25 protein-coding genes and 1 pseudogene are annotated in these 26,122 nt (G+C 69.8%); 22 read left to right on the top strand and 4 right to left on the bottom strand.

Annotated elements, in window-relative coordinates; all coding sequences use genetic code 11:
* Window positions 1-29: 29 nt before the first annotated feature.
* Genes A4R44_RS33090 through A4R44_RS33080 form a run of 3 tightly spaced genes read left to right on the top strand, consistent with a single transcriptional unit; the run spans window position 30 to window position 2,160 of the window.
* Complete coding sequence (locus A4R44_RS33090) at window positions 30-362, top strand: L-rhamnose mutarotase (protein WP_067589358.1); 333 nt, start codon at window positions 30-32, stop codon at window positions 360-362.
* Window positions 359-1,333, top strand: a complete 975-nt coding sequence (locus A4R44_RS33085; RefSeq protein ID WP_067589356.1) for an aldo/keto reductase — start codon at window positions 359-361, stop codon at window positions 1,331-1,333. The genes A4R44_RS33090 and A4R44_RS33085 overlap by 4 nt, the downstream gene beginning before the upstream one ends.
* Window positions 1,330-2,160, top strand: a complete 831-nt coding sequence (locus A4R44_RS33080) for an amidohydrolase (RefSeq protein WP_067589353.1) — start codon at window positions 1,330-1,332, stop codon at window positions 2,158-2,160. Before A4R44_RS33085 ends, A4R44_RS33080 begins: the two co-directional genes overlap by 4 nt.
* 100 nt (window positions 2,161-2,260) lie before the next feature.
* Here A4R44_RS33080 and shbA read toward each other — a convergent pair whose 3' ends face one another.
* Entirely contained in the window at window positions 2,261-2,917 is a 657-nt protein-coding gene (shbA, locus tag A4R44_RS33075) for an RNA polymerase sigma factor ShbA (RefSeq protein WP_067589350.1), read from the bottom strand.
* 325 nt (window positions 2,918-3,242) lie between these two features.
* Window positions 3,243-3,659, bottom strand: coding sequence for a GtrA family protein (locus A4R44_RS33070; protein WP_067589347.1), 417 nt, complete (start codon window positions 3,657-3,659; stop codon window positions 3,243-3,245).
* Window positions 3,660-5,069: 1,410 nt separating this feature from the next.
* Here A4R44_RS33070 and A4R44_RS33065 point away from each other — a divergent pair.
* Both A4R44_RS33065 and A4R44_RS33060 read left to right on the top strand, forming a co-directional pair.
* Window positions 5,070-5,393 (top strand): hypothetical protein, encoded by a 324-nt coding sequence (locus A4R44_RS33065; protein ID WP_157905063.1) that lies wholly within the window; start codon window positions 5,070-5,072, stop codon window positions 5,391-5,393.
* Window positions 5,394-5,536: 143 nt separating this feature from the next.
* A complete protein-coding gene (locus tag A4R44_RS33060) occupies window positions 5,537-5,842 on the top strand; it encodes an iron-sulfur cluster biosynthesis protein (RefSeq protein WP_067589341.1) in 306 nt (101 codons plus the stop codon).
* A gap of 215 nt (window positions 5,843-6,057) precedes the next feature.
* On the opposite strand, the gene A4R44_RS33055 is transcribed toward A4R44_RS33060, so the two are convergent.
* Together A4R44_RS33055 and A4R44_RS33050 are read right to left on the bottom strand one after the other, a co-directional pair.
* Window positions 6,058-7,185: a glycerate kinase gene (locus tag A4R44_RS33055; RefSeq protein WP_067589337.1), complete on the bottom strand. Its 1,128-nt coding sequence runs from the start codon at window positions 7,183-7,185 to the stop codon at window positions 6,058-6,060.
* On the bottom strand, window positions 7,182-8,129 hold the full coding sequence (locus tag A4R44_RS33050; protein WP_067589335.1) for a D-glycerate dehydrogenase: 948 nt from the start codon (window positions 8,127-8,129) through the stop codon (window positions 7,182-7,184). The genes A4R44_RS33055 and A4R44_RS33050 overlap by 4 nt, the downstream gene beginning before the upstream one ends.
* 432 nt (window positions 8,130-8,561) lie before the next feature.
* On the opposite strand from A4R44_RS33050, the gene A4R44_RS33045 reads away from it, so the two are divergent.
* The 17 genes and pseudogenes from A4R44_RS33045 to A4R44_RS51070 form a co-directional block, all read left to right on the top strand.
* Window positions 8,562-9,371 (top strand): CoA transferase subunit A, encoded by an 810-nt coding sequence (locus tag A4R44_RS33045; protein ID WP_067589524.1) that lies wholly within the window; start codon window positions 8,562-8,564, stop codon window positions 9,369-9,371.
* Entirely contained in the window at window positions 9,368-10,123 is a 756-nt protein-coding gene (locus A4R44_RS33040) for a CoA-transferase subunit beta (RefSeq protein ID WP_067589333.1), read from the top strand. Before A4R44_RS33045 ends, A4R44_RS33040 begins: the two co-directional genes overlap by 4 nt.
* Window positions 10,120-11,301, top strand: a complete 1,182-nt coding sequence (locus tag A4R44_RS33035; protein ID WP_067589330.1) for a thiolase family protein — start codon at window positions 10,120-10,122, stop codon at window positions 11,299-11,301. Before A4R44_RS33040 ends, A4R44_RS33035 begins: the two co-directional genes overlap by 4 nt.
* Before the next feature lie 15 nt (window positions 11,302-11,316).
* The gene (pcaH, locus tag A4R44_RS33030; protein WP_067589328.1) at window positions 11,317-12,051 is read left to right on the top strand and encodes a protocatechuate 3,4-dioxygenase subunit beta; all 735 of its coding nucleotides are present in this window, start codon (window positions 11,317-11,319) and stop codon (window positions 12,049-12,051) included.
* Entirely contained in the window at window positions 12,048-12,599 is a 552-nt protein-coding gene (pcaG, locus tag A4R44_RS33025) for a protocatechuate 3,4-dioxygenase subunit alpha (protein ID WP_067589326.1), read from the top strand. The genes pcaH and pcaG overlap by 4 nt, the downstream gene beginning before the upstream one ends.
* A gap of 29 nt (window positions 12,600-12,628) precedes the next feature.
* A complete protein-coding gene (gene pcaD, locus A4R44_RS33020) occupies window positions 12,629-13,408 on the top strand; it encodes a 3-oxoadipate enol-lactonase (protein WP_067589324.1) in 780 nt (259 codons plus the stop codon).
* Window positions 13,405-13,806, top strand: coding sequence for a 4-carboxymuconolactone decarboxylase (gene pcaC, locus A4R44_RS33015; RefSeq protein ID WP_067589322.1), 402 nt, complete (start codon window positions 13,405-13,407; stop codon window positions 13,804-13,806). Before pcaD ends, pcaC begins: the two co-directional genes overlap by 4 nt.
* Window positions 13,807-13,816: 10 nt before the next feature.
* Window positions 13,817-14,623 (top strand): IclR family transcriptional regulator C-terminal domain-containing protein, encoded by an 807-nt coding sequence (locus A4R44_RS33010; protein ID WP_067589320.1) that lies wholly within the window; start codon window positions 13,817-13,819, stop codon window positions 14,621-14,623.
* Window positions 14,624-14,632: 9 nt separating this feature from the next.
* On the top strand, window positions 14,633-15,223 hold the full coding sequence (locus A4R44_RS33005) for an NTP transferase domain-containing protein (protein WP_067589318.1): 591 nt from the start codon (window positions 14,633-14,635) through the stop codon (window positions 15,221-15,223).
* 181 nt (window positions 15,224-15,404) lie between these two features.
* The gene (locus A4R44_RS33000; protein WP_067589317.1) at window positions 15,405-16,283 is read left to right on the top strand and encodes a MoxR family ATPase; all 879 of its coding nucleotides are present in this window, start codon (window positions 15,405-15,407) and stop codon (window positions 16,281-16,283) included.
* A gap of 1,088 nt (window positions 16,284-17,371) precedes the next feature.
* Window positions 17,372-18,487 (top strand): VWA domain-containing protein, encoded by a 1,116-nt coding sequence (locus tag A4R44_RS32995; RefSeq protein WP_067589521.1) that lies wholly within the window; start codon window positions 17,372-17,374, stop codon window positions 18,485-18,487.
* Window positions 18,480-19,592: an XdhC/CoxI family protein gene (locus A4R44_RS32990; protein WP_067589315.1), complete on the top strand. Its 1,113-nt coding sequence runs from the start codon at window positions 18,480-18,482 to the stop codon at window positions 19,590-19,592. The genes A4R44_RS32995 and A4R44_RS32990 overlap by 8 nt, the downstream gene beginning before the upstream one ends.
* A 934-nt stretch (window positions 19,593-20,526) precedes the next feature.
* On the top strand, window positions 20,527-21,051 hold the full coding sequence (locus A4R44_RS32985) for a (2Fe-2S)-binding protein (RefSeq protein WP_067589314.1): 525 nt from the start codon (window positions 20,527-20,529) through the stop codon (window positions 21,049-21,051).
* Complete coding sequence (locus A4R44_RS32980) at window positions 21,051-23,489, top strand: xanthine dehydrogenase family protein molybdopterin-binding subunit (RefSeq protein WP_067589313.1); 2,439 nt, start codon at window positions 21,051-21,053, stop codon at window positions 23,487-23,489. Before A4R44_RS32985 ends, A4R44_RS32980 begins: the two co-directional genes overlap by 1 nt.
* Window positions 23,486-24,340, top strand: coding sequence for a xanthine dehydrogenase family protein subunit M (locus A4R44_RS32975; RefSeq protein ID WP_067589312.1), 855 nt, complete (start codon window positions 23,486-23,488; stop codon window positions 24,338-24,340). The genes A4R44_RS32980 and A4R44_RS32975 overlap by 4 nt, the downstream gene beginning before the upstream one ends.
* A gap of 134 nt (window positions 24,341-24,474) precedes the next feature.
* On the top strand, window positions 24,475-25,218 hold the full coding sequence (locus tag A4R44_RS32970) for an SRPBCC family protein (RefSeq protein ID WP_067589309.1): 744 nt from the start codon (window positions 24,475-24,477) through the stop codon (window positions 25,216-25,218).
* Window positions 25,219-25,438: 220 nt separating this feature from the next.
* Window positions 25,439-26,122, top strand: a pseudogene (locus tag A4R44_RS51070) (GGDEF domain-containing protein); the annotation flags it as partial.

Below are 26,122 nucleotides of genomic sequence, written 5' to 3'. Positions count from 1 at the left end.
GCGTGCCACGACTCCCGTCAGGAGGAACGATGACCCACGGCCCGGCGCCGCAAACGGTCGCATTGCGCACCCGGCTCAAGCCCGGAATGGAGAAAACCTACGAGGAGGTGCACGCGGTGATCCCGCAGGATCTGGATGGCGCACTGCGCCGCGCCGGCGTGCGGTCGTGGCGGATCTGGCGCGACGGGCTCGACCTGTTCCACTTCGTCGAGGTGGACGATTTCGAGCGAATGCGCGCGAAACTCGCCGGCGACCCGGCCGACATCGCATGGCAGAAGCGGATCAACGAACTGCTCGACCTCGACCATTCCGACGTCGCGCACGGCCTCGGGCTGGTGTGGCAACTCCCGGCGGAGGCGTGACCGTGGACCTTCCTCCGCTGGGACTCGGCGGCGCGCAACTCGGCAACCTCTATCACGCGGTGCCGGACGAAACCGCCGCGGCGAGCGTGCGGCGGGCGTGGGACGAGGGGATCCGCTATTACGACACCGCGCCGCATTACGGGCTCGGGCTGTCCGAACGCAGGCTCGGGGCCGCGCTGGCGGCGTATCCGCGCGCCGAGTACGTCCTGTCCACGAAAGTCGGCCGGGTCCTGGAACCGCGTGCGGTGGCCCCCGGGGAACGCGACGACCAGGGCTTCGACGTTCCGGGGACTTACCGGCGCCGCTGGGATTTCAGCCGCGACGGGGTGTTGCGTTCGCTGGAATCGAGCCTGGACCGGCTGGGTCTCGACCGCATCGATCTCGTGTACGTGCACGATCCGGACGATCATTTCGAGGAAGCGGTTTCGGGCGCGTTTCCGGCGTTGCTGGAGCTGCGGGAGCAGGGCGTCGTGGGGGCGATCGGGGCCGGGATGAACCAGGCTCCGATGCTGGCGGAGTTCGTGCGCCGGTTCGATCTTGACCACGTCCTGATGGCCGGTCGCTACACCTTGCTGAACCAGCCGGCGTTGGACGAGTTGTTGCCGCTGTGCGTCGAACGCGGCGTCGGCGTCGTGGCCGGCGGGGTGTTCAACGGTGGAATTCTCGCCACTGAACAACCCGGCGCTATTTATGATTACGCGGCCGCGCCCGCGGATCTCGTTGAGAAAGCGCAGAAGATCGCGGAAATCTGTGCACGGCACGGTGTTTCGCTGCCAGAGGCCGCGCTCGCGTTGCCGCGCACGCACCCGGCGGTGGCGTCGGTCGTCGTAGGTGCGCACGATGCTGAGCAGGTGTCGCTGAACGTTCGCCGGGCAGCGGCGAATATCCCGGCCGTACTGTGGGACGACCTCGCCGACGCTGGCCTGCTGCGGTCGGCCGCCCGTCCCGTCGTGTCCGGAGGAATCCAGTGATCGATTCGCACCACCACCTGTGGGATCCCGCGCGTCGCGAGTACCCGTGGATGTCCGGTGACGCGCTGGCCCCGATCCGCCAGCCATATACCGTCGACGATCTGCGCGCGGTGACCACTGCGGCGGGTGTGCACGCCACCGTGCTGGTGCAGACCGTGTCGGACGCGGCGGAAACCGAGGAATTCCTTGCCACGGGCGCGTCCGAGCCAGTGGTGGCCGGCGTCGTCGGCTGGGTCGACCTCGCCGCCCCGGACGTGGCCGACCGGCTCGCCCGGCTGCGCGAACTGGGCCCGCTGGTCGGCATCCGGCATCAGGTCGAGGACGAACCGGACCCGGATTGGCTGCTGCGCCCGGAAATCCTGCGCGGCCTGACCGCGGTCGGCACCGCGGGCCTGGCCTACGACCTGCTGGTGGCACCGGCGCAGCTCGCCGCGGCCCGGCAGGTCGCCGAGCGCTTGCCGGACCTGCGGCTGATCCTCGACCACGCCGCGAAACCTGGCATCGCGGCAGGCGAATGGCAGCCGTGGGCGGACGGCGTGGCCTCGCTGGCCGCGCACGCCAACGTGCACTGCAAGCTTTCCGGCTTGGTGACGGAAGCCGACTGGCGCGAATGGCAGGTGGGCCATCTGCGCCGCTACGCAGACCACGTTTTCGAGTCGTTCGGCGCGAACCGGGTCATGTTCGGCTCCGACTGGCCAGTGTGCGAACTGGCGGCAGCGTACGAAGTCGTACTGGACGCGGCGGTGTCGCTGACCGGTGTGCTGAGCGATCCGGAACGGCTTGACGTCTTCGAGCACACGGCGGCACGCGTTTACGAGTTGAGCTGAAAGATGCGGCGGGTAACTCCAGAGTGCCGTGCGAAACCGAGCCTGTCGACCTATTCGGCGGCCGGCGGCGGCCTTCCAGCCGTTCGAGTGACGAAACGGCTCAGAAGTCCTGGCCCTGCACCATCTCACGGAGTTTGGCCAGCGCGCGGTGCTGCGTGACGCGGACGTTGCCGGCCGAAATGCCCAGCGTCTCGGCCGTCTCGTTCGCGCTGAGGCCGACGACGATGCGCAGCGCCAGGATCTCCTGCTGCAGCGGGGCGAGGCGGGTGAGCAGCTCCTGGAGACGGCTGCCGAGGTCGAGGCGCAACGCGTGGGACTCCGGCTCGTTGCCGCCGGAGAGCGGGTGCTCCGGAAGCTCGGGCACCGGTTCGGAGCGGTCGCGCGCGACGGCCCGGTAGGCGTCGGCGACCTTGTTGGCCGCGATGGCGTGCACGAGGTAGAGGAAGGAACCGCCGCGGTCCTGGTAGTCGGGAAGGGCCTTGAGGACGGCCATGCAGACGTCCTGCGCGACGTCGTCGGCGGCGAGGTAGGACAGGTCGCGGCCGCCCATCCGGGCCCGGCAGTAGCGCGCGACCACCGGCCGGAGCACGTGCAGCAGTTCGGCGACCGCGGCTTGATCGCCCTGTCCCGCCGCGCGTACGAGCGGGTCGAGGTCTTCCTTGGTCAGGCGTCCGCCGGACCGGGGCAGCGTCGCGGGGCTCACGTAGCCCGCGACACCGGACACCGCAGTACGGGACGTCTTCGACGGTGCTGTCATGGTCGTCTCCCCGGCAACCCTGCGACCGTCGCTGTCTTGGGGTCAACACTCTGTGATGTTGCGGTCGCAAGTACTCCGATCGAACGGGGGGAGCACTGCGATCGTTGCGACGCTCCGTAACCTTAAGCGGCCGGAGGCCGACCGTCCACATTTCAACTACGAATACCCCGTTAGCAGCAGTGGTCTTGACACAAACGAGACCAGCCGACGCACAGTACGAATCCGGCCTCGCAGCATGTGCGGATGTCCGATTTCGTGCGTCACGAAGAGTGACAGCCGGGTAGCGCAACAGAGAGTGGTCGCACTGCGGGTAGAACGGGTTCCACTACCGCTGGTGATCTTGTGCCGCGTCCGTTCGCCGCGCCCGGGCGAACACCCACCACCGCAGAACGGCGAACCGGACGACCCCGCCGACGAAACTGGCCGCGAGAAGCGCGGCGGTTTGCTGCCCGGCGGAGGGATGGGGGACAACGGCGTCGAGGGCCGCGAGGACGACCGATCCGTAGCCGGCGTAGAAGGCGAAAGTGACGAGATCCTGAAGATGCCGCTTGCCCGCGCGGCTGCTCCGGTTGGCGAAAGTGACGCGGCGGTGGAACTCGGTGTTGCCGGCGGTCGTGATCGCGAGCGCGGCGAGATTCGCCCATTGCGCGCCGATTTCCGGACGGAAAGCGAGGAAGAGGACGGCCTGGAGCCCGGTGGTGACGACACCGGCGGCCAGGTACCAGGCAGCATGTCCGCCCATTTCGCGGCGGCGGGCGGTGCGGTCTGCGGGTTTTGGCCGATGATCGGCGACGCTCGGCGGCTCTGGGTGCGTGGTGGGGACGGCGGCGGGATCCGGGTGGGGCTGGTGGCAAGCGGGGCCGGCTGCTGGATCCGGGTGGGGCTGGTCGCAAGCGGGGCCGGCTGCTGGATCCGTCGGAGCTTGCGGCTGGCGGCCGGTTTCCGCGGCGTTGTTCCTGGCGGGTTTCGACGACAGCAGGCCAGCGGCGCTCGCCGCTTCATGACATGGCTGGCGCGGATTCGCCGTTGAGCGGCGACTGGTGTGTTCGTCGCTGGTCTCCGGTCGCAACTGTTCGGTGTAGTCGGTTGCCGTTTCACGGCGAGGGACACTCGTGGTGGCCTCCGAGCGCTGACCGGGGTGCTGGTCGCTGGTCTCCGGTCGCAACTGTTCGGTGTAGTCGGTTGCCGTTTCACGGCGAAGGGCACTCGTGGCGGCCCTGGAGCGCTGACGGGCGGCCTTCGCTCGCCGCGGTTTGCGGTTTCCGGTTACGGCTTCACCGCGATCGGCCCGAGTGTTCGCCGTTGAGTGGCCAATGGCGGGCTCGCTGTTGCCTTCCGGTTGTTGGGGTTCGGTGTCGTCAGGTGGTGTTGCATGGTGAACGCCGCCCGGATTCGCCACTGCGCGACGGCTGGAACGCTCGCTGCTGGCTTCCGATCGCGGCAGGTCGGCGTCACTGGTTGCCGGCTGAAGGCGGCGATCGCTCGTAGTTGCCGCTGAGTGACGACCGGTGTTTTTTGGCGGCAGCAGCTTGTCGTCGCTGGTTGTCGCCTTGAGGCGATTGGTGCGGTCGTGGCTGACAACCTCGACCCCGAGGACTGGCGCAGAGGCAGTTGCCCTTTCGCGGCGATCGGAGCTTGAGTTAGCCGCACGAGGGCTGTTGTCTTCGGGCTTCGACGGCGGCTGGTCAGCGTCGCGATCAGTCGTTCCCTGGCGCTCAGCGCTCGGATTAGCCGTTGAGGGGCGACGGGTGTTCTCCACGCGGCGGTTGGCGCCGGAGTCCGGCAGATCGCGGCGAGTGCCGATCCCGTCGGCGAGCGCGGACAGGTCATTTTCGACCGCTCGACGCTGGCCGGCGGCCTCGTCGGCGTCCGGAGAGCGGTGGCTCGGAGTCTCGCCGAGCGTGCGGAACTCCGGCTGCGCGTCATCGCCGCGCGGGTCGTCGCTGGTCGTGCGCCGGGGGCGGAGACCGATCCGGCCACGCGGCTTCCACCTGGTGGTGGTCATAGTGCTGACGCTAGCTCCGCTTCGCCCGCTGACGCCCTGGCAGACCGAAGGAAACCCTGTGATTCCGGCGACAGCCGTTCGGCCCGTTTCACTCGATGTCGCCTCGGGTAGCTCACCACGAACAATCCGGACTTTCGGGAGGTGCCCGTGAGCGATCCCGGTGACGACACTCCCCGCGAGGGTCGAGCGCCCGGCGCGGACGGCTCTCGTGTCGACCCGTTTCGCGCGCCCGGCTCCATGGTCGCGGCAGCTTCTGGCGAGGTCTGGGAAAGCCAGCGTGCGGGGGACGAGCCGGAGGTCCGGCCGCCGGTCGACGCCAGTGGAGAAGCCGCCGGAGGCGATTCCGAACTGGGGCCGCTCGGCCCGGCCGGGGACGGCTGGCCCCCGGTGCCCGGACAGGGCGAACGGGTCGACCACGGGGGCGGCACGGTCGCCGACGCGATCCGGTCGGCCATGGCCCGAAGATCCTGATTTCAAACGTGTTTGTGACAGTTCCATCGTCGCGGTAAACGGCCTCGCGCTCACACTGCGCGACCGTCGTGCCGCCTTTAGCGTGAAAAACCACCCTGCAACCGACCGCGCGCATCCGACTGCGACAAAGGGAAGGCCGAAAGATGCTGACCGTTACCGAAGCCGCCGCCGAGGCGATCACCGCGTTGACCGCTGAGCAAGGCAGTGAATCCGACGAGAGCGGCCTGCGCTTCGCGCTGCAGAGCATGGAAGGCGACGGCGCTCAGTTGGCGCTGTCGGTAGCCCCGGCCCCGGAGGACGGCGACCGCATCGTCGGTGCCGACGGCGGAGCCAAGGTCTTCCTCGAGCCGCAGGCAGCGGCGTTGCTCGACGACAAGGTTCTCGACGTTCAGCAGGACGACACCGGCGACGTCGCCTTCGCCGTCCTGCCGCAGCAGCAGTCCGCCTGACGGGCTGCGCAAGCAAGCTCCCGGCCACGGGGTTCGCGCGGCGGTGTCCGTCCGCTGATCCCGTGCGCCGTTCGCCGGTGTCTCCGGATGTCTCAAGACGTCCGGGACCGGCGAGTTGCCTGGATGGCTGTCGCCCGAGACACGGGTCGTCCAGACGACGGCGTGGCTGCGTTGTTGTGCTGAACGCTCCCGCGGTTGAGCGCGGGAGCGTTCCGCTATCTGGTGCGCAGCCAGTCCCGCACTAGCACTCCGGCCCGTTCGCGCAGCAGTTCCGCGGCGCGGGAGCGGGCATAGTCCAGCGACGGCGCGTGGTCGATCAGCGCGCTGCTGCCCACGACTCCCAAACCGGCCAGCGCGTCCGCGTCCAGCTGGATCCGTCCGGCGAGCACCAGCAGGGGGACGCCCGTCCGGCTGGCGCGAGCCGCGATCCCCGCCGGGGCCTTCCCGGACAGCGATTGTTCGTCCAGCGAGCCCTCTCCGGTGATCACCAGGTCCGCGCCGGTCAACGCGGTGTCGACGCCGGTCAAGGCGGCGATCAGGTCGAAGCCGGACTCGACCGTCGCGCCGAACCCCGCGATCGCTCCCGCCGCGACACCTCCGCCGGCCCCGGCTCCGGGGAGGTCGGAGACATCCGGTGCGCCAGCCCGCACAAGCGCCTTAGCCCAGTGCGAAAGACCTTCGTCTAGCGCGTGGACATCGTCTGGAGCGGCGCCCTTTTGCGGACCGAACACCGCCGCCGCCCCGTTCGCGCCGAGCAGCGGGTTCGTCACGTCCGTCGCGACCACGACCGGCACTGCGCCCAGCCGCTCCCGCATCGGACCCAGTTCGACGCGAGCGACTTGCGTCAGCGACCCGCCGCCGAGACCAACCGGCGCACCGGACGCGTCGAGGACCTCGGCATCCAGTGCAGCCAGCATCCCGGCACCGCCGTCGGTGCTCGCGGTGCCGCCGACGGTCAGCACGAGCCGCCGTGCGCCGCGGGTGAGCGCGTCGTTCAGCAGCTCGCCGACGCCCCACGTGTGCGCGGCCAGCGCGACTTCCCGGCTCGGCGTCACGAACTCGATCCCGCACGCCCGCGCCGATTCGACGTAGGCCGTGCCGTCGAGCAGCACGTACCGGGCCTCGACCGGTTCGGCCAGCGGACCGCGCACCGGCAACCGCACCATGGAGCCGCCCGCGTTCTCAAGCACCTCCAGCGTCCCTTCGCCGCCGTCGGCGACTGGGCATTCGGAGATCTCGGCATCCGGCAACGCGTCGCGCACGCCGTACGCGATCGCTTCCGTCACCTCGACCGCGGTCAGGCTTCCTTTGAACTTGTCCGGTGCGATCACGACCCGGGTCATCGGCCCACCTCCGTCAGCGGCTTGGCTCCGGCGAGCACCGAGACGACGTTGCGTGCGGCCAGCACCGCCATCGCTGTACGCGTTTCCACCGTCGCTGATCCGAGGTGCGGCGTCAGCACCACGTCGTCGCGCTCCAGCAACCGAGGCTCGACGTCCGGCTCTTTCTCGAACACGTCCAGCGCCGCGCCCGCGATCTCACCGGCTTCGAGCGCGTCGGCCAGCGCCGATTCGTCGACGACCGGACCGCGCGTGGTGTTCACCAGGTACGCACCCGGTTTCATGGCCCGCAAGGCGTCCGCGTCGACGAGGTGCCGGGTCCCGGGAGTCAGCGGACAGTGCAGCGACACGAAGTCGGAACGTCGCAGCAGCTCGTCGAACGAGACGAACTCGCCGTCGAAGTCCGGTTTCGCCGACCGTCCGGAGTAGACGACCCGCATCCCGAACGCCGCCGCCCGCCTCGCCACCGCGCGGCCGATCTGCCCGAGCCCGACGATGCCGAGCGTCTTGCCCTGCAGTCCGGACCCGAGCAGGAAGCCGAGGTGGAACGACCACGGCTGCCGCGCGCGCAGCAACCGTTCGCCTTCGCCGAGCCGCCGCGAGACGGCCAGCAGCAATCCGAACGCGAGATCCGCGGTGGCGTCGGTGAGCACGCCTGGCGTGTTGGCGACCACGACCCCGCGCTCGGCCAGTGCACTGACCTCCACGTTGTCGTAGCCCACCGCGACGTTCGCGACGACCTTCAGTCCGGGACCCGCCGCGTCCGCGACTGAGCCGTCGATCCGGTCGTGCAGCATCGACACCACCGCGGCCGATCCGGCGACGAACTTCCGCAGTTCCTCGGGCGTGAGCGGCCGGTCCTCCGGCGAGATTTCGACTTCGCCTGCTTCGCCGAGCACCTGCACGGCTTCGTCCGGGATCCAGCGGGTGACAGCGATCTTCGGCATGCCGAGCAGCCTAATGCCGACCGCGGCGCCCGAGCGAGGTTCGCGGCGCGCTCACCGCCGGACACCCGCCTGAGCTGCGACGGAGCGTCCAACCGCGACAGGACGCCGCTGACGTCGGCAGTGCCCGAATTCCGCATTGCGGTACCACGCAACGAAATTCCGGTCTGCCGCCGGCTTGTGCCGCCCTGTGCCGCCGCGAAACCCGTTCGCCGACTCCTAGCGCACCGTGTTGTCTTATCCCATCACCTCACTTCCCTTGAAGCCGTAAACCTCGCGTTGTCTTGTGCCGTCTCTCCGGACCTCCGCTTCACCCGTTGGCACTCCCGCCGGCGGCCGGATCGTGCTATGTTCTCATATAGAACTTCTGTGCGCTATGCGAACACGCTAGCACGGAACGGCGGAATCAGGAAGATCCAGACGGAAGGGCTCGTGATGGCAAGGGTGCTGTCGCTCGGCGAGGCGGTCGCCGAGCTGGTGCACGACGGAGACACCGTCGCTCTCGAGGGCTTCACGCACCTCATTCCCGTGGCGGCCGGGCACGAGATCATCCGTCAGGGCAGGCGGAACCTCACGCTCGTGCGGATGACGCCGGACATCGTCTACGACCAGCTCATCGGCGCGGGCTGTGCGAGCAAGCTGATCTTCTCGTGGGGCGGCAACCCCGGAGTCGGCTCGCTGCACCGGTTCCGCGACGCGGTGCAGCACTCGTGGCCGGCGCCGCTGGAGATCGAGGAGCACAGTCACGCGGGCATGGCGAACCGTTATGTCGCAGGCGCTTCCGGGCTCCCGTTCGCCGTGCTGCGCGGTTACACCGGCACCGATCTGCCCGCGCAGACGGAGACGATCAAGCCGATCACCTGCCCGTTCACCGGCGAGCAGCTCACCGCGGTGCCCGCGCTGAATCCGGACGTCACGATCGTCCACGCGCAGCGCGCCGACCGGGCGGGCAACGTCCAGTTGTGGGGCATCGCGGGTGTGCAGAAGGAAGCGGTGCTCGCGGCGAAGCGGTCGCTGGTCACCGTCGAAGAGGTCGTCGACGAGCTGGAGCCCCGGCCGGGCGCGCTGGTGCTTCCGTCCTGGGCGGTCACCGCGGTGGCCGAGGTGCCGCGCGGCGCTGCGCCCTCGTACGCCGCTGGGTACTACGAACGGGACAACGCGGCGTACCAGGCGTGGGACGAGATCGGGCGGGACCGTGAGGAATTCGCCAAGTGGCTGAGCGACCTGACCGGGGTGAAGGCATGAGCGAGTACACCGCCGACGAGATGATGAGCATCGCCGCGGCCCGCGCGCTCGGCGAGGGCATGTCGTGCTTCGTCGGGATCGGTTTGCCGAGCACGGCGGCGAATCTGGCCCGTCGCACGCACGCCCCGAACCTCACGCTGATCTACGAATCGGGTTGTCTCGGCGCGAAACCCGGCAGGCTGCCGCTGTCGATCGGCGACGGCGAGCTGGCGGACACCGCCGACGCGGTGGTCAGCGTGCCCGAGGTGTTCAACTACTGGCTGCAGCCCGGCCGGATCGACGTCGGGTTCCTCGGCGCGGCGCAGCTCGACAAGTTCGGCAACATCAACACCACGGTCATCGGCTCCGACTACCACGATCCGAAGGTGCGCCTGCCCGGCGCGGGCGGGGCGCCGGAGATCGCCGCGTCCTGCAAGGAAGTGTTCGTCGTGCTGCGGCAAAGCAGGCGGACGTTCGTGGACAAGGTCGACTTCGTGACGTCGTTCGGCCACGGCTCCGGGCGCGGCGACCGCGAACGGCTCGGCCTGCGCGGCGCCGGGCCGACGCTCGTGGTCACCGACCTCGGACTGATGCGGCCTGACCCGGAAACCGCGGAACTCACGCTCACTGAGTTGCATCCCGGGATCGAGCTGGAACAGGCTGTGGCAGCGACGGGGTGGACACTGAAGGCGGCTGCGGACCTCAAGACCACCCCCGCACCCACCGAACGCGAACTGACCCTGCTCCGTGAGCTGAAGAAGGCCGGCGAATGAGCGACGCTTACGTACTCGACGCGATCCGCACTCCCTTCGGGCGCTACGGCGGCGCGCTCTCCGGAGTGCGACCAGACGACCTGGCCGCGGGTGTCCTGCGCGCGCTGGCCGAGCGCAACGGGCTCGATCCGTCCACTGTGGACGAAGTACTGCTCGGCGACGCCAACGGCGCGGGCGAGGACAACCGCAACGTGGCGCGGATGGCCGCGCTTCTCGCTGGCTGGCCGACGTCGGTGCCCGGCGCGACAGTGAACCGGCTGTGCGGGTCCGGTGTCGAGGCGACCATGCAGGCGAGCCGGGCGATCCAGGTCGGCGACGCCTCGCTGGTGGTCGCGGGCGGCGTCGAGTCGATGAGCCGCTCGCCGCTGGTGATACCGAAGCCGGACAAGGCTTTCCCGGCCGGCAACCAGACGCTGTACAACACGGCACTCGGCTGGCGGATGGTCAACCCGGCGATGCCGTCGCAGTGGACCGTTTCCCTCGGCGAGTCCACCGAACTGCTCGCCGAGCGCTACGGCATCGGCCGGGACGAGCAGGACGCGTTCGCCGCGCGCAGCCACGTGAACGCCGCACGGGCGTGGGACGAGGGCTTCTACGACGACCACGTGGTTCCGGTCGAAGGCGTCGAGCTGACCCGGGACGAGGGCATCCGGCCGGACTCCTCGCCCGAGAAGCTCGCGAAGCTGAAAACCGTGTTCCGCAAGGAAAACGGCACCGTCACAGCGGGCAACGCGTCACCGCTGAACGACGGTGCGTCGGCGTTGCTGCTCGGCGACGCGGCCGCGGCCGAGCGGCTCGGCAAGACCCCGCTGGCCCGCATCGCCGGCCGCGGTGCCGCGGGGGTCGATCCGGACGTGTTCGGCATCGGCCCGGTGCGTGCGGCGGAGATCGCGCTCGAACGGGCGGGCATCGGCTGGGACGATCTCGCCGCGGTGGAACTCAACGAGGCGTTCGCGGCGCAATCGCTGGCCTGCCTGAAAGAATGGTCGAAGCTGGATCCGGAGATCGTCAACGTCAACGGCGGTGCCATCGCGATCGGGCATCCGCTCGGCGCGTCCGGCGGCCGGATCATCGGCACGCTGGCGCATCAGCTCCGCCGCACTGGCGGTCGCTGGGGCCTCGCGGCGATCTGCATCGGCGTCGGCCAGGGTCTCGCTGTCGTGCTCGAGAATCGCTGAGAAAGGGGAGGCATCGTGGCCACACCGACCGACCGGCGCCTGCCGCAGTACCGGCCCGACCCGGACGGCACCCACCCGCCGCTCGACTACGCGCCGTACCGTTCCACCGCGTTGCGGCATCCGACGCAGCCGCTGGTCCTGCTGCCGCAGATGCTCACCGAGGTCACCGGACCGCTGCTCGGCCCGGGACGGCTCGGCGAACTCGACAACGACCTCACCCGCCAGCACGCGGGCGAGCCGCAGGGCCAGCGGATCATCGTCACCGGCAGGCTTCTCGACGGCGACGGGCGGCCGATCCGCAACTCGCTGGTGGAGATCTGGCAGGCCAACGCGGGCGGCCGCTACCGGCACACCGGCGACCGCTGGCCGTCCCCGCTCGACCCGAACTTCGACGGGCTCGGCCGCACGCTGGCCGACGACGACGGGCGCTACGAATTCACCACCATCAAGCCCGGCGCGTACCCGTGGAAGAACCACGACAACGCCTGGCGTCCCGCGCACATCCACTTCTCGGTGTTCGGTTCGGCGTTCACCCAGCGGCTCGTCACGCAGATGTACTTCCCGGACGACCCGCTGTTCTCGCAGGACCCGATCTTCAACTCCGTTCCGGACGAGAAGGCGCGGCAGCGGATGATCTCCCGGTTCGATCTCGACCGCACCGAGGAGGAATGGGCGCTGGCGTTCCAGTTCGACATCGTGGTGCGCGGGCGGGAACAGTCGGTGTTCGAGGACGAGGAGGAGGACGAGTGAGGCTGGAAGGCACGCCTTCGCAGACCGTCGGGCCGTACCTGTCCATCGGGCTGCCGTGGGACGACGGGCCGTTCGTGGTCCCGGAAGGCGCCGAAGGCGCGGTGTGGATCCGCGGCGGGGTGTACGACGGCGCGGGCAACCCGGTTCCCGACGCGATGATCGAGACGTGGCAGGCCGGTCCGGACGGCGGGTTCGACCACCCCGACGATCCGCGCGGCAAGCCCGCCGACGCGTTCCGCGGATTCGGCCGGTGTCCCACCGACGACCAGGGTCAGTACCGGATTCTGACCCTGCTGCCCGGGATCGTGCCGGACGCGTCCGGGGCTCCGCAGGCACGGCACATCGACGTGTCGGTCTTCGCTCGCGGGCTGCTGAACCGGGTCGTCACGCGCGTGTACTTCGAGGACCAGGACAACGCCGGCGACGCCGTGCTGGCGAGCGTTCCCGAGGAGCGGCGGGACACGCTGCTGGCCAAGAAGGACGGTTCCGGTTACCGGTTCGACGTGCGGTTGCAAGGCGAAGGCGAGACGGTGTTCTTCGCGGTCTGACCGGCCGTGTCCATGGTGGAGGTTCAAGCGTGAGCAGTGTCCGGGTGCACCGGGTCGTCGAAGGCCCGGCGGCGGGTCCGGTGGTGGTGTTCTCCAACTCGATCGGCAGCGACCACCGGATGTGGGAGCCGCAGGTCGCGCCGCTGACCGAACGCGGGTTTCGCGTGGTCCGGTACGACACGCGCGGCCACGGGTCGTCGCCGGTTCCGCCGGGGCCCTACGATCTGGCCGATCTGGGCGGCGACGTGCTGGGGCTGCTCGACGACCTCGGCGTCGAGCGCGCGCATTTCGTCGGCCTGTCGCTCGGCGGGATGACCGGGATGTGGCTCGGTGCGCACGCCGCCCAGCGATTGTCGAGCCTCACGCTGTGCTGCACGTCAGCGCTGCTCGGACCGCCCGAGATGTGGGCCGATCGCGCGCGCCTCGTGCGAGCCGAGGGCACGGGGACGGTCGCGGAAGCCAGCGTCGGGCGCTGGGTCACGCCGGACTTCGCGCAGGCGCATCCGGACCAGATCGCGTACCTGCGCGAGATGGTCGCGGGCCAGCCCGACGAGGGATACGCCGGATGCTGCGAGGTGATCGAGCGGATGGACCTCACCGGCGACCTGCCGAAGATCTCCGTCCCGACACTGGTGATCGCCGGTGCCGACGACCCGTCGACGCCCGCCGAGCCGCACGGGCGGGTCATCGCGGACGGGATCCCCGGCGCCCGGCTCGAGGTCGTCGCCTCCGCCGCGCACCTGGGCAGCTACGAACAGCCGGATGAATTCACCCGGCTGATCCTCGCGCGGATCACGGAGGAGCAGTGACCGGAGACCGCTACGAGGCGGGTATGCGGGTGCGCCGCGAGGTGCTCGGCGACGAGCACGTCGACCGGGCGGCCGCGCGGACCACCGAGTTCAGCGAGCCGTTCCAGGAGTACATCACCGAAGCGGCGTGGGGTTCGGTGTGGACGCGGGACGGCCTCGACCGGCGAACTCGCAGCTGCATCACCCTGGCCGCGCTCACCGCGCTGCACTGCCACGACGAACTGGCGATGCACGTCCGCGCGGCGGTGCGCAACGGGCTCACCGCCGACGAGATCCGCGAAGTCCTGCTGCACACCGGCGTGTACGCGGGGGTGCCTGCGGCGAACACGGCGATCGGGATCGCCCAGCGCGTCCTCGCGGAGCTGGGAGAACCCACCGCCCAGCCGCCGGCCGGATAGGCTTCGCCGCATGGAATCCGACGACCAGGCCGAACGCGGCGCGCACCACGTGCAGTCGCTGGAACGCGGACTGGCGGTGATCAAGGCGTTCAGCGCCGAGGCCCCGCATCCGACGCTCAGCGACGTCGCACGCGTCACCGGATTGACCCGCGCGGCCGCACGCCGGTTCCTGCTGACGCTCGTGGACCTCGGCTACGTCCGCACCGACGGCAAGTACTTCTCGCTCACCGCGCGCGTGCTGGAACTCGGCTACGCCTATCTGTCCAGCCTGAGCCTGGCCGAGATCTCGCAACCGCACCTGGAACGGCTGTCGGCGGAGGTGCGCGAGTCGAGTTCGGTGTCGGTGCTGGAGATCGCCGACATCGTGTACGTCGCGCGCGTCGCGGTGTCGCGGATCATGACGGTGAGCATCAACGTCGGCACGCGGTTCCCCGCACACGCCACGTCGATGGGGCACGTGCTGCTCGCCGACATGGACCGGACCGAACTGAACGCCTACTTCATCGTCGCCGACCTCGACCGGTTGACCCCGCACACGCTCACCCACCGCACCGCGCTCGAAGCCGAGCTGGCCAAGGTCCGGGAACAGGGCTGGGCGATGGTCGACCAGGAGCTCGAAGAGGGCCTGCGCTCGGTCGCCGCGCCGATCCGCAACCGGGCGGGGCGCGCGGTCGCCGCGGTGAACATCTCGACGCATGCGAGCCGGACGCCGGTGGAGACCGTCCGGACCCAGTTCGTTCCGCCGTTGCTTGAGACCGCAGCTGCCGTCTCGGCAGAGCTCGCCGCGGTCGCGCCCGGCCGAGCGATCCAGGGCTGAGGAGTGCCGATGCCGGAAGCGGTTGCCGGACTGCTGCTCGCCGCCGGGGCGGGGCGGCGGTTCGGCGGGCCCAAAGCGCTGGTCGAATACGACGGTGAGCCGCTGGTCCAGCGGGCGGTCCGGAACCTGGCCGAGGCCGGATGCGCCTCGGTGCGGGTGGTCGTCGGAGCATCGGCTGAGCAGGTCCGGCAGCTGTTGCCGCCGGACGTGGCCGCGGTGCCCGCCGCGCGGTGGCAGGACGGGATGGGCGAGTCGCTGAAGGCCGGGCTCGAATCGCTGGCGGGGGAGTCGGCGGTGGCGGTGCTCGTGCACCTGGTGGATCTGCCGTGGGTGCCGGCCGCGGCGCTCGCGCGGATCGTCGGGGAGGCTTCCGGAGACGCCGTCGTCCGGGCCGCGTACCAGGGGGTTCCGGGACATCCGGTGCTGTTCGGACGGCGCTGGTGGGGCGAGATCGCGAGTTCGGCGCACGGTGACCACGGGGCGCGGGACTGGTTGCGCGGGCGTGCTGATGTGCGGCTGGTCGAGTGCGGTGACCTCGGGAGCGGCAGCGATGTCGATCGGCCTGGGGATCTGGCCGGGCCTGGTGCGGAGCGGCGATGAACGGTGCTGGGGTGCGTGGCCAGCTGAGTGTCTGCGGCGGGCCTGGCTACGTGGGGTCGCCGACGGAGCTTGTTTGGTCAGGGAAGCGTGCGTCGCTGGATTTGGATGAGATTCCTCTGCGCGAGGGTTCCGCGAGGCGGTGAACGGCGAACTAGGCGGTCTCGGATCTACGATCGGGGGCGTGACAGAGTCCCTTGCCTCGCCCGAAGCGCTCGCGGCCGCCCTCGACACCACCGGCTACCTCGCCGACGAGGGGCTGGCCACCGCGGGATTTCTCGCGACGCAGATGCAGCGTCCGCTCTTCTGCGAGGGCGAGCCGGGCACCGGGAAGACCTCGCTGGCACTTGCCTTGTCCGAGGCGTTGAAGTGGCCGTTGGTGCGGCTTCAGTGTCACGAGGGCATCGACGCCGCGCAGGCGCTCTACGAGTGGGACTTCCCCCGCCAGCTGTTGCACCTGCGCGCTCTCGAAGCGGCAGACAGTGGACGGCTCGACGCGGAAACTGCCGAGCGTTCGCTGTACACGGAGCGTTTCCTGCTTGCGCGACCGCTGCTGCAGGCGCTCACTACGACGCCGTGTGTGCTGCTGGTGGACGAGATCGATCGCGCTGACGATGAGTTCGAGGCGTTCCTCCTGCAGTTGCTGGACGAGTACGCCGTCACGATCCCGGAGTACGGCGAAGTGCGTGCGGAGCAGCCGCCGCTGGTCGTGCTGACGTCCAACCGGACTCGCGAGGTGCACGACGCGCTCAAGCGCCGGTGCCTATACCACTGGCTCGAACATCCGGACCTGGCTCGGGAGATCAGCATCCTGCGCCGCCGGCTGCCGGGGATCGGCGAGACGCTCGCCCGGCAGATCGCCGACGCGGTGCACCGCCTGCGGGCGATGGACCTTCTCAAGCCGCCGGGTGTCGCCGAATCTCTCGACTGGGCAAGGGCTTTGCTCGCGCTCCAGCGCGACGAACTGGACGCCGCGACGGCCGCGCGGACTCTGGGTGCGGTGCTCAAGTACAGCGAGGATCTCGATCGGGTGCGGGCGAAGCTGGACACGTTGTTCTCTTGATTTTGCGTCCAATGTGGACTGTTGGGTAATTCCGTTGCGGCGGGGCGCGGGATCGGGCATGCTTGAAGCAGCACCGGATGACTTCGCCGACTTCATTGATTTTATGCCTGGTTTTGTGACTGCGACTGTGCCGGAAGGAGGGCTCGTGACCGACTTCGTCCGGACTGCCCTCCTGGCTGTCCGCTGAGTTCCGTTCTTTCCTGAAGGTTCCGCGCGCCCGCCTTGCGCTACCGAGGCTGGCCGCCGCGCGCAACCACGGTCCGCGCACGCTGTCCCGGAGGCGGGACGGCGTGCGCGGCCGCCCTTCGCCGATGACATGGGCCGATGACATGGGCGGTGTGGGTGGGGCCTTGGGGAGTTTCGCTCGGCGGCGGGCTGACTGGCCGAGCTGAACGACATGCCCGGGAACGCGGCGCGGGTGTGGCTGGCGGAGGGAGACGTCCGGAAGCCTTGGCGCGGTGCGGGGGTTGGCTGGCGGACGGAAGCGTCGGGAAGCCTTGGCGCGGTGCGGGGGTTGGCTGGCGGACGGAAGCGTCGGGAAGCCTTGGCGCGGTGCGGCGTTTGGCTGGCGGACGGAAGCGTCGGGAAGCCTTGGCGCGGTACGGCGTTTGGCTGGCGGGCAGAAGCGTCGGGAAGCCTTGGCGCGGTATGGGCCTGGCAACGGCCGCGGGGTATCCGCGGGCTTTGGCGCGGGCGGAATTGGGTTGGCGACGGTTCAGATGGATGGAGCTGTGCGCAGCTCGCGCGCAGCGGCGAGTTGGCGCAAGCCGGAACATCTGCGGGGCTGACGCGGTTCACACTGGAATGGCGGTGCGGAGGAACGCTGGCGAGCTGGAGCAGCTCAAGCCGGAACTTTCGCGCGCCCAAGAATTCGCCCCAGAGCGTCCGTTCGGCCGAGAACCCGGCCGAGACCTCGCCAAAGAACCTCTGCGCGCCAAGATCGCGGCAGGCAACCCGCAGCCCGCGGCCGGACAACCGCGGCTCAGGGGGGCTGAACCGGTCGCCGCCGGAGTGGGTGAAGGGCGTCCGAATCAGGCGGGATCGGCTGTCGCGGCGCGGTTTCCGGTGTTGGGGTCACAATGGGCGACATGAACACCGAAGTCGCTGACCCGCTTGCTGGCTATGCGGGGTTCGCGGCGGCATTGCGGGAGGCGGGCGTCGCCTGTGACGCGCGGCGGGTGCAGGCTTACCTGTGCGCGGTGGCGAAGGTCGATGTCGCCCGGCCGGCGCAGCTGTACTGGGTCGGGCGGTTGACGCTCTGCTCCGATCCCGACGACCTGCCTCGGTACGAGGAAGCCTTCGCGCGGTGGTTCGAAGGCGATGACAGTCCGAAGGCGACGCCGGGGACTCCGGTGCGGAAGCAAGCCCGGATCGCTCCGCTTGTCGCGGCGGCCGGGGACGGGGACAGCACCCAGGAATCTCGCGACACGCTGCGGGTCGCGGCCAGTGATCATGAGGTTCTCCGGCATCGCGATCTCGCCGAGCTGACCAAAGCTGAGCGGGCGCACTTGCGGGAGTTGCTCGCGACGCTGCGTCCAGTCCTGCCCCGGCGGCGGGCGGCGCGGCGGATGCCCGCGCATCGTGGTGCGCTTGACCCGGCGCGGACTTTGCGGGCCATGCTCGCGTCCGGTGGCGAGCCTGTCCGGCTGGCGCATCGTCGACGGGCGACGCGGGCGCGGAAAGTCGTCTTGCTGATCGACGTTTCCGGCTCCATGAGCCCGTATGCCGACGCGTTGCTGCGGTTCGCGCACGTCGTCGCGCGGGCCGCTCCGATGTCGGTCGAGGTGTTTACGCTGGGTACTCGGATGACGCGGGTGTCCCGTCAGCTCCGGCAGCGCGATCCGGAGCAGGCGATGCTCGCCGCTGGTACCGCGGTGCCCGATTTCGCTGGCGGGACACGACTTGGCGAGACGCTGCGGGTGTTTCTCGACCGGTGGGGCCAGCGCGGGTTCGCGCGACGCGCGGTAGTCACCGTGTTCTCCGACGGGTGGGAGCGCGGCGACGTCAGCCTGCTGGCCGAGCAGCTCGGCAGGCTGCGCCGGCTCGCGCACGCCGTATTCTGGGTGAATCCGCACGCAGGGCATGAGGGTTATGCTCCGGTCCAATCCGGCATCGTGGCCGCCCTGCCGCACATCGACCGGTTGCTGGCCGGGCACAGCCTGGCGACGTTGGAACGACTCCTCGGGGAGATTGCCGATGCGTGACGTACTGGACGACGTGTACCGCCGCTGGCAGGCGGGCGAAACGGTCGGGCTCGGCACCGTGGTGGCCACGTTTTCGTCGGCCCCGCGGGCACCGGGCGCGTCGATGATGGTCGCGCCGGACGGCACGGTCGTCGGGAGCGTGTCCGGCGGCTGCGTCGAAGGCGCGGTGTACGAGCTGGCCAACGAGGTCGTCGCCGAGCGGAAGCCGGTTTTGCAGCGCTACGGCGTCAGCGACGACGACGCCTTCGCAGTCGGGCTGACCTGCGGCGGCATCATCGACATCTACGTCGAGCCGGTGGACCGCGCATCGATGCCGGAGCTGGGGCGCGTCGTCGAATCGGTGCGCGGCGGCGAGCCGGTCGCGGTCGTCACGATCGTGGAGCACGAGACGCCGGGACTGGTCGGCGAGCACATGATCGTGTGGCCGGACCGGGTCGAGGGGTCCCTTGGCTCGTCCCGGATGGACGATGCCGTCGCGGACGACGCGCGCGGGCTTCTTGCCGCTGGACGCACCGGGACGCTCCATTACGGACCGGACGGGCAGCGTCGCGGCGAAGGCATGGCTGTTTTCGTGAACTCCTTCGAGCCGCCGCCGCGACTGCTGGTGTTCGGGGCCATCGACTTCGCCGCCGCAATGGCACGGATGGGTGCTTATCTCGGGTACCAGGTGACGGTCTGCGACGCGCGTCCGGTGTTCGCGACCAGCAGCCGGTTCCCGGAGGCGCACGAAGTGGTCGTCGACTGGCCGCACCGCTACCTGAAGGCCGAGGCCGATGCGGGCCGGATCGACGCGCGGACGGCGATCGCGGTCCTCACGCACGATCCGAAGTTCGACGTGCCGCTGCTGGAGGTCGCGCTGCGGCTCGACGTCGGGTACGTCGGCGCGATGGGGTCCCGCAAGACGCACGACGACCGGTTCGCGCGGCTTCGCGAGGCGGGGATCACCGAGGGCGAGCTGGAACACCTGTCGTCGCCGATCGGCCTCGACCTCGGCGCGCGCACGCCGGAGGAGACGGCCGTGTCGATCGCGGCGGAGATCATCGCGCTGCGCTGGAGCGGCACCGGGCGGCGGCTGGCGGCGTTGAGCGGGCGGATTCACAGCTGACCGGGCGGCCGAGCTGAGACCCTGGCAAGCGTTTGCGGGCCGGGCTCGGCGGCTGGTGCGGGCGAGGGTTCGGGTGCTGCCTGGCTGGTGCGGGCGAGGGTTCGGGTGCTGCCTGGCTGGTGCGGGCAAGAGTTCGGGTGCTGCCTGGCTTGGGCGGGGTAGTCGAGTCTCGCGCGGACTGGCTTCCGGCGGTTGGCGGGCTGGACAGGTGCGGAGCCGGGGATCCGGCTGCTGCCTGGCTTCGGCGGCGTTGGCCGGGGCAGCCGAGTCTTGCGCGCGGGCTCGCTCCGGCGGCCGGCGGCACTCGGCGGGCTGGACGGGTGCGGAGCTGGGCTGGGAATCCGAGTGCTGTTCGGTCCGGAGTCCGGGACCTGCCGGTGCTTCGCGCGGCCTGCGCGGCAGGTGCTGTTCGGCTTGAGACCCGGTGTCCGGTGACGCTGGCATCTGGCTGACGTGCGAGGTGTAGCCGGGTCCGGAGTCCGGTGCCTGGCGGCTCCGGGTGCTGGGAGGCCGTGCTCCGGGCAGCGGGTGCCGCCGGGGACACAAGCTGGCCGGAAGCGCGGCACCGCGCCGAACCGTTCAGGGCGAGACCCAGACAGCTGTGCCGCGACGACCCTCCCAAGCAGTGCGATCCGCCGCGAAAACGCCGTCCAGCAAAGAAACCCGGTGAACCCCCGACTCGAAACCGCGTCCCCTCGGGAAGATCCGCCCACCGAAAAATCACCCGTCCGGTTTCACGCATCTGCGCCTCGAAAAGAACAGCAAAACCGCATCTGCGGAACCGCCACAGCGACGTGCGACATCAGGACTTGTCCGCGCGGGAAAGGCGTAGCACGCTCGGCTGTGAGGCCGATCACGATCGCGCCTTGGCCGTTCCCGAACCGGCCCGCTGCCTCCGCCGGGGCTGGCGGGCATTTGCACTTGGAGGCCTTTGATGCGCATCACCGTCACTGTCGACGGCACGAAATACACCGATGACGTCGAGCCGCGCACCCTGCTCGTCCACTACTTACGGGAACGCGTCGGGAAGGTGGGCACCGTCGTCGGGTGCGACACCAGCAACTGCGGCGCGTGCACCGTCCATCTCGACGGGCACAGCGTGAAATCCTGTTCCGTTCTCGCTGTGCAGGCCGACGGATGCGAGGTCACCACTGTCGAGGGGTTGGCCCGCGACGGCCAGTTGCACCCGGTCCAGCAGGCTTTCCACGACAATCACGCGCTGCAGTGCGGTTTCTGCACGCCGGGCATGATCATGCAGTCCATCGACCTGCTGGCGGACAACCCGGACCCGGACGAGCAGGCTGTCCGCGAGGGGCTCGAAGGCAATCTTTGCCGCTGCACTGGCTACCAGAACATCGTGAAGGCGGTTCGCGACGCCGCGAAGCACATGAGTCCTGGTGCGGGGCCGGAAGCCGAGAAGATCGAGCAAGCCGATCACGTCGGCGTGGGCGGTGAATGATGACTGCCACGATCGAGCCTGAAGTAGGAAAGTCCCGGCGCCGCAAGGAAGACGAGCGGCTGATCACCGGGCGTACCAGGTGGACGGACAACATCGCGTTGCCGGGGATGCTGCATCTCGCGGTGCTGCGGAGTCCGTTGGCGCACGCGAAGATCGTTTCGATCGACACGTCCGCGGCGAAGGAGGCCGCGGGGGTCGTCGCCGTTTACACCGCGGCCGACCTCGATCCCGAGGGTGCGATCGGCATGCCGTGCGCGTGGCCGATCACGCCGGACATGGCTGCGCCACGACGTCCGGTGCTGGCGTCGGATCGGGTGAATTTCGCCGGCGAGGGCGTGGCGGTGGTGGTCGCGCGGTCGGCCAGTGAAGCGCATGACGCGCTCGAGACGATCGAGGTCGAATACGAGGACCTGCCGCCGGTGCTCGACCTGGAAGCGGCGCTCGCCGAAGACGCGCCCCTCGTGCACGAGGAATTGGGCAGCAACAAGAACGCCCTCTGGGTGTTCGATTCGGCCGAGGCCGGAACCGGCGGCAACGTCGAGGAAGCACTGTCCTCTTCGGAGATCGTGCTGAAACGGAGGTTCCGCCAGCAGCGGCTGGTGCCCGCGTTCATGGAACCGCGCGCGTGTGTCGTCGACCCGACCGGCGCGCAGCTGACCATGTGGTCGGCCACCCAGGTGCCGCACATCCTGCGCGTGATGTCCGCGCTGACGCTCGGCATCCCCGAGCACAAGCTGCGCGTGATCGCGCCGGACGTCGGCGGCGGGTTCGGCGGCAAGATCGGCGTGCTGCCCGAGGAAATGATGGCCGTGCTGGTCGCGAACAAGCTCGGCACACCGGTGAAGTGGAACGAATCCCGGTCCGAGACGATGCTCGCCGCGCACCACGGCCGCGACCAGATCCAGGACATCACGATCTCGGCGAAGGCCGACGGCACGGTCACCGGGCTCAAGGTCGAACTGCTCGCCAACCTCGGCGCGTACAACGGCCTCGTCGGGCCGGGCGTGCCGATCCTCGGCGCGTTCATGTTCAACGCGATCTACAAGATCCCGGCCTACCACTTCGCCTGCACCAACGTGTTCACCACGACCACGCTCACCGACGCCTACCGCGGCGCCGGCCGTCCGGAAGCGACGTTCGCGATCGAGCGGATCATGGACGAGCTGGCCGACGAGCTGGGCATGGACCCGGTGGAGCTGCGCGAAAAGAACTGGATCAGGCACGAGGAATTCCCGTTCACCACGGTCTGCGGGCTCACCTACGACTCCGGCAACTACGAAGCCGCGACCGAGAAGGCGAAGGAACTCTTCGGCTACGACGCGCTGCGCCGCGAGCAGCAGCAGCGCCGCGAGGCAAACGATCCGGTGCAACTCGGCATCGGGATTTCGACGTTCACCGAGATGTGCGGGCTCGCGCCGTCGCGGGTGCTGGGTTCGCTCGATTACGGCGCCGGCGGCTGGGAATACGCGTCGCTGCGGATCTTGCCGACCGGCAAGGTCGAGGTGACCACGGGTGCGTCGGCGCACGGCCAGGGGCACGAGACGGCGTGGAGCCAGATCGTGGCCGACCAGCTGGGAGTGTCCTTCGACGACGTCGAGGTGCTGCACGGCGACACGCAGTCCTCGCACAAGGGTCTCGACACTTACGGTTCGCGTTCGCTGGTCGTCGGCGGCATCGCGATCGTCAAGGCGGCGGAGAAGGTGGTCGCGAAGGCGAAGCCGATCGCCGCGCATCTGCTGGAGTGTTCGGAGGACGACCTGGAGTTCTCCGGCGGCAAGTTCACCGTGAAGGGCACGGATTCGTCGACGACGATCCAGGACATCGCGCTCGCCGTGTTCGCCGCGCACAACCTGCCGGACGGCGTCGAACCGTCGCTCGATTCCGACGCCACCTTCGACCCGGAGAACTTCTCCTTCCCGCACGGCACCCACCTGTGCGCGGCCGAAGTGGACACTGAAACGGGCCAGGTGAAACTGCGCTCGTACGTCTGCGTGGACGACGTCGGCAAGGTGGTCAACCCGCTGATCGTGGAGGGCCAGGTGCACGGCGGGCTCGCCCAAGGCATCGCGCAGGCGTTGTTCGAGGAAGCCGTGCACGACGAGAGCGGCACACTCACCACCGGCACGTTCGCCGACTATCTGCTGCCCTCGGCGGCTGATCTGCCGTCGTTCACCACGGCCCGTACGGAAACGCCGTCGACCACGAACCCGTTGGGAGCCAAGGGAGTCGGCGAAGCGGGCACGATCGCTTCGACGCCTGCCGTGGTCAACGCGGTGGTCGACGCGGTGCGCCAGTTCGGGGTGAACGACATCGAAATGCCGCTCACGCCGATGCGGGTGTGGAACGCGGTGCGGGGCGGTGCCGTGAATGCCGGCGGACCCGGCGGCGAGGCCGGCGGCGGTCTCGGTTCGATCGACGCTTCCGGAGGTGCCCAGTGATCCCGGCTCCGTTCGACTACGTCGCTCCGTCCACGGTGGACGAAGCCGTGCAGGCGCTCGCCGCGGCGGGCGAGGACGCCAAGGTGCTGGCGGGCGGGCAGAGCCTGCTGCCGGTGCTGCGGATGCGCCTCGCCGCGCCGACCACACTGGTCGACCTCGGGAAAATCGCCGAAATGCGCGGAGTGCGCGAGGACGGCGACGCGCTCGTGGTCGGTGCGATGACGACGCATTACGAGGTCCAGCGCGACCCGTTGATCGCCGAGCACGCCGCACTGGTGAAGGAGGCGACCGACACGGTGGCGGACCCGCAGGTGCGGCACCGCGGCACGTTCGGCGGCGCGATCGCGCACGCGGATCCGGCCGGTGACCTGCTGGCTCCGGTGCTCGCGCTCGACGGCGAGCTGGTGCTGGCCGGACCGAACGGGCGGCGCACGGTGTCCGCGGCGGAGTTCTTCCAGGACTACTTCACCACCGCGCTCGCCCCGGACGAACTGCTCGTCGAGGTGCGGCTGCCCCAGCACACCGGCTGGCGGGCGCACTACGAGAAATTCAACCGGGTCGCCCAAGCCTGGTCGATGTGCGCGGTGGCGGCCACCGTGCGCACCGAGGGCGGTGTGATCGAGGAAGCCCGGGTGGCGCTCACGAACATGGGCGCGACACCCGTCCGGGCGACCGGCGTGGAGCAGGCGTTGCTCGGCGCGCAGGCCAACGCGGAGACCATCCGGGCGGCCGCCGCGCACGCGGCCGAGGGCACCAGCCCGGTCGCGGACGGGAATTCCGACGTCGAATACCGCCAGCATCTCGCGCGGGTGCTGACCGGGCGTGCCGTCGCGGCGGCGGTGGGCGCCTGAGCCGACCGGCGGTGAAGGACTCCTTGGGGGAATCTGATTCCCCCAAGGAGTCCTTCACCGCAACGCTCCCCGGGAGACGGCCGTAAGGTGGACGGCAACGGCTCGAAGCAGTGTGCAGGAGAGGAGGTCGGCCCGTGCGGCTCGACCACGAATTCACCGTCCCCGCCCCGATCGGGGAGGTCTGGCAGGCCGTCATCGACCCGGAGCGGGTCGCCCCGTGCATGCCGGGCGCCTCGCTCACCAAGGTGGAGGGGGACGCCTTCGCGGGCACGGTGAAGGTCAAGCTGGGGCCGATTTCGCTGCTGTACAAGGGAACTGGCGAGTTTCTGGAGAAGGACGAGGCAGCGCGCAAGGTCGTCATCAAGGCGTCCGGCAAGGACTCGCGCGGCGGCGGCACGGCGGCCGCGACGGTCACCCTCACGCTCACCGAGCGCGACGGCGGCACGCACGGCGCGGTGGCCACCGACCTGGCGATCACCGGGCGTCCGGCGCAGTTCGGACGCGGCCTGATCTCCGAGGTGGGCGGCAAGATCCTCGACACCTTCGCGGGGAACCTCGCGGCGTCGCTGGAGGCCCCCGTCACAGAGGTTCCGGCGGCGAAGACGGAAGAGAAGGTCGCTGAGGCGCCCGCGGCCAAGGGGAAGCACGCCGCCGCGGACAAAACGGTCGCTGCCGAAAAGCCCGCGGCCGAGGCGGTCGCCGACGAGAAGCCGCACCTGCGGAGCGTTCCGGCGGGCGGTTCGACCGGCGAGACCGAGGCGATCGACCTGCTCGACTACGCGGGTCAGTCCGTCGCGAAGCGGCTGGCTCCGGTGGCCGCGGGCGCGGTCGTGCTGCTGATCGTGCTGGCCGTCGTGCGGAAGCTGCGCCGTCGCTGACCGGTGCCGGGATTGCCCGCATGCGCTACCCAGAGCGTGCCCAGTGGGCAGATCGCAGGTGAGTTTTCGCTCGGTCCGGCTAGCCGCGGAGCGGACCCGCTACCCTGGGCAACTTCCGTAGGCCGAATACCGCGTGGGGGCGCCCGTGACGCAGGCACCTGTCCCCATCGGGGTGCGCGGCGCGGTGACGGCCTGGCGCGGCTGGCCGCCGCGCTGGGCGATGTGGGCGGTCGCGCGGCGGCGGTGGATCGGCTACGCGATGGCGTGCGAGGCCGTCGCCGGGGCGCTGATGGTGACAGGTCTGGCGACCGGGTTCGGCGGGCCGGTGCAGTTCAGTTCGTTCGGCGTGCTCGTCGGGCTCGGCATCGCGCAGGCCGAAATGTCGCGCCGGATCGAGCGGCTGCGGCGGTGGATGAGCGGCCAGACGCACATCAACGTCACGTCCGTCTGGTACCTCGCCGGTGCCTTCCTGCTTCCGCCGGCGTGGGTCGCGCTGCTGGCATTGGTGTTGTATCTGCATTTGTGGCTGCGAGTGTGGCGACACGTGCGTACGCGGCCCGCACACCGCTTCGCGGCGAGTACCGCGTGGGCGATGCTGTCGTGCTTCGCGGCGTCTGCGGTGTTGACCATCGGCGGTCTGGATCAAGCGCGGCTCGACACTGCGTACGGCGTCCTCGCGCTCGTACTGGCGGCAGCCGTCTTTGAGCTGGTGAACGTCGTGCTCGTAGCGACGGGCATCTACCTGTACACGACTAGCCGCTCGCCCGCGGACCTCATCGGCACCTGGGAGGACAACGCCTTCGAGCTGGCGACGCTGTGTCTCGGCGGGCTCGCTGCGCTGGCGTTCGTCCATCAGCCGGTGCTGGTGGTGTTCGTGCTGCCGCCGTTGCTGTTGCTGCACCGC

It is taken from the genome of Amycolatopsis sp. M39, assembly GCF_001651785.1.
GTDB classification, from domain to species: domain Bacteria; phylum Actinomycetota; class Actinomycetes; order Mycobacteriales; family Pseudonocardiaceae; genus Amycolatopsis; species Amycolatopsis rubida.
The sequence above is the reverse complement of the archived record's forward strand: the minus strand, read 5'-3'. Positions and strand labels throughout refer to the sequence as shown.

Excerpts from the sequence above, each read along its gene's own strand:
- A4R44_RS33035 (WP_067589330.1), top strand. The coding sequence starts at position 10,120 with ATGAGCGACGCTTACGTACTCGACGCGATCCGCACTCCCTTCGGGCGC.
- shbA (WP_067589350.1), bottom strand. The coding sequence starts at position 2,917 with ATGACAGCACCGTCGAAGACGTCCCGTACTGCGGTGTCCGGTGTCGCG.
- A4R44_RS32985 (WP_067589314.1), top strand. The coding sequence starts at position 20,527 with ATGCGCATCACCGTCACTGTCGACGGCACGAAATACACCGATGACGTC.
- A4R44_RS32995 (WP_067589521.1), top strand. The coding sequence starts at position 17,372 with ATGAACACCGAAGTCGCTGACCCGCTTGCTGGCTATGCGGGGTTCGCG.
- A4R44_RS33040 (WP_067589333.1), top strand. The coding sequence starts at position 9,368 with ATGAGCGAGTACACCGCCGACGAGATGATGAGCATCGCCGCGGCCCGC.
- A4R44_RS32980 (WP_067589313.1), top strand. The coding sequence starts at position 21,051 with ATGACTGCCACGATCGAGCCTGAAGTAGGAAAGTCCCGGCGCCGCAAG.
- A4R44_RS33010 (WP_067589320.1), top strand. The coding sequence starts at position 13,817 with ATGGAATCCGACGACCAGGCCGAACGCGGCGCGCACCACGTGCAGTCG.
- A4R44_RS33055 (WP_067589337.1), bottom strand. The coding sequence starts at position 7,185 with ATGACCCGGGTCGTGATCGCACCGGACAAGTTCAAAGGAAGCCTGACC.
- A4R44_RS33045 (WP_067589524.1), top strand. The coding sequence starts at position 8,562 with ATGGCAAGGGTGCTGTCGCTCGGCGAGGCGGTCGCCGAGCTGGTGCAC.
- A4R44_RS33060 (WP_067589341.1), top strand. The coding sequence starts at position 5,537 with ATGCTGACCGTTACCGAAGCCGCCGCCGAGGCGATCACCGCGTTGACC.
- A4R44_RS33070 (WP_067589347.1), bottom strand. The coding sequence starts at position 3,659 with ATGGGCGGACATGCTGCCTGGTACCTGGCCGCCGGTGTCGTCACCACC.
- A4R44_RS33050 (WP_067589335.1), bottom strand. The coding sequence starts at position 8,129 with ATGCCGAAGATCGCTGTCACCCGCTGGATCCCGGACGAAGCCGTGCAG.
- A4R44_RS33005 (WP_067589318.1), top strand. The coding sequence starts at position 14,633 with ATGCCGGAAGCGGTTGCCGGACTGCTGCTCGCCGCCGGGGCGGGGCGG.
- A4R44_RS32990 (WP_067589315.1), top strand. The coding sequence starts at position 18,480 with ATGCGTGACGTACTGGACGACGTGTACCGCCGCTGGCAGGCGGGCGAA.
- A4R44_RS33090 (WP_067589358.1), top strand. The coding sequence starts at position 30 with ATGACCCACGGCCCGGCGCCGCAAACGGTCGCATTGCGCACCCGGCTC.